Raw genomic sequence first — 1,612 nt, forward strand, 5'->3', positions numbered from 1 at the left:
GGCGTGCCGTCCTTCGACCCGGCCGTGCAGCCCGTCGAGGTAATCAACGCCTCCGGCGCGGCCGGCCGCGACGAGGAACTGGCCGAACAGCTGCAGGCGCGGGGGTACCTGCTGGCGGCCCCGGGCGACGGCGGATCCGAACGCACCACCACGCAGCTGTTCTACTCGGCCGGATTCGAACACGTGGCCCTCTCCCTCGCGGAAGAACTGAACGTCCCCCGGGCCAACGTCCTCGCCTCCGGCGACCACTACGGCGTCGCGCTTTCGGTCGGTCGGGACTTCGCCAGCGGTACGCAACTGGCCGAGACCGGCGGCGTGGCCGGCGGCTTCAAGGGCCAGACCGCCGACCAGGTCACCTGCCAGCAGCCCGGCGCCTTCTAGCAGCCGCTACCAGATCCTGACCCGCTCGGCCGGGTCGAGCCACAGCCCGTCGCCCGGAGCGGTGCCGAACGCTTCGTGGAACGCGTCCAGGTTGCGCACCACCTGGTTGCAGCGGAACTCGTTCGGGGCATGCGGGTCGATCGCCAGCCGGCGCGCCGCCTCCTCCGAACGGATCTTCTGCCGCCAGCACTCGGCCCAGGAGTAGAAGAACCGCTGGCTGCCGCTCAGCCCGTCAATCACCGGGGCTTCCCGGCCCGCCAGGCTCAGCCGGTACGCGCGGTACGCGATGGCCAGCCCGCCGAGGTCGCCGATGTTCTCGCCCAGGGTGAGTTCGCCATTGACCGTGTTGCCGGGAGCCTCCGCCGGACTGAGCGCCGAGTATTGGGCCACCAGCTGGCCGGTGAGCCGCTCGAAGGCGGCCCGGTCCTCGTCGGACCACCAGTTCCGCAGCGCGCCGGTGCCGTCGTACTGCGATCCCTTGTCGTCGAAGCCGTGGCCGATCTCGTGGCCGATGACCGCACCGATGGCGCCGTAGTTCGCCGCGGCGTCGGCGTCGGCGTCGAAGAAGGGCGGCTGCAGGATCGCCGCGGGGAAGACGATCTCGTTCATCGTCGGCATGTAGTAGGCGTTGACGGTCTGCGGCGTCATGTGCCACTCGGCCTCGTCGATGGGCTTACCCAGCTTCGCCAGGTTGCGCCGGACCTCGAACTCGTTGGAGGCGAGGACGTTGGACCAGACATCGTTCCCGGGCACGAAGGCGGAGTAGTCGATCCACTTCTCCGGGTAGCCGATCTTGGTGCGGAAGGCCGCCAGCTTCTCCAGCGCTTTCCCGATCGTTGCGCTGCTGAGCCACGGCAGGGCGGAGATGCTCTCCCGGTAGGCGGCCAGCAGGTTGGCGACCAGTTCTTCCATCCGTTCCTTATGCGCCGGCGGGAAATGCCGCGCCACGTATTCCTGCCCGATGGCCTCCCCGAGGGCGCCTTCCACCAGGGACACGCCGCGCTTCCACCGCTCCTTGAGTTCCGGGGTGCCGCTGAGGGTGCGGCCGTAGAAGCCGAAGTGCGTCTGGACCGCTTCGTCGTGAAGATAAGGCGCCGCCGTCGTCAGCACGTGGAGCCGCAGCCAGGCCTGCCAGGCCTCCAGCGGCTCGCTGTCCAACAGGGCGTCGAGCGTGCCGAGGAACCCGGGCTGGCAGACCACCAGCTCGGCCGCGCCGCCCGCTTCGGGGCCC

At 69.9% G+C, this 1,612-nt stretch carries 2 protein-coding genes; one reads left to right on the top strand and one right to left on the bottom strand.

Features of this window, described 5'->3' with window-relative positions; all coding sequences use genetic code 11:
• On the top strand, nucleotides 1-381 hold a 381-nt coding region (locus AC5RUJ_RS16045; protein ID WP_494156216.1), incomplete at its 5' end, for a LytR C-terminal domain-containing protein.
• A 6-nt stretch (nucleotides 382-387) separates the two neighbouring features.
• On the opposite strand, the gene AC5RUJ_RS16050 is transcribed toward AC5RUJ_RS16045, so the two are convergent.
• Nucleotides 388-1,612 (bottom strand): M13 family metallopeptidase (locus AC5RUJ_RS16050; protein WP_494156217.1); only part of this gene is annotated, 1,225 nt, incomplete at its 5' end.

Source organism: Arthrobacter sp. Y3223164 (genome assembly GCF_059091005.1).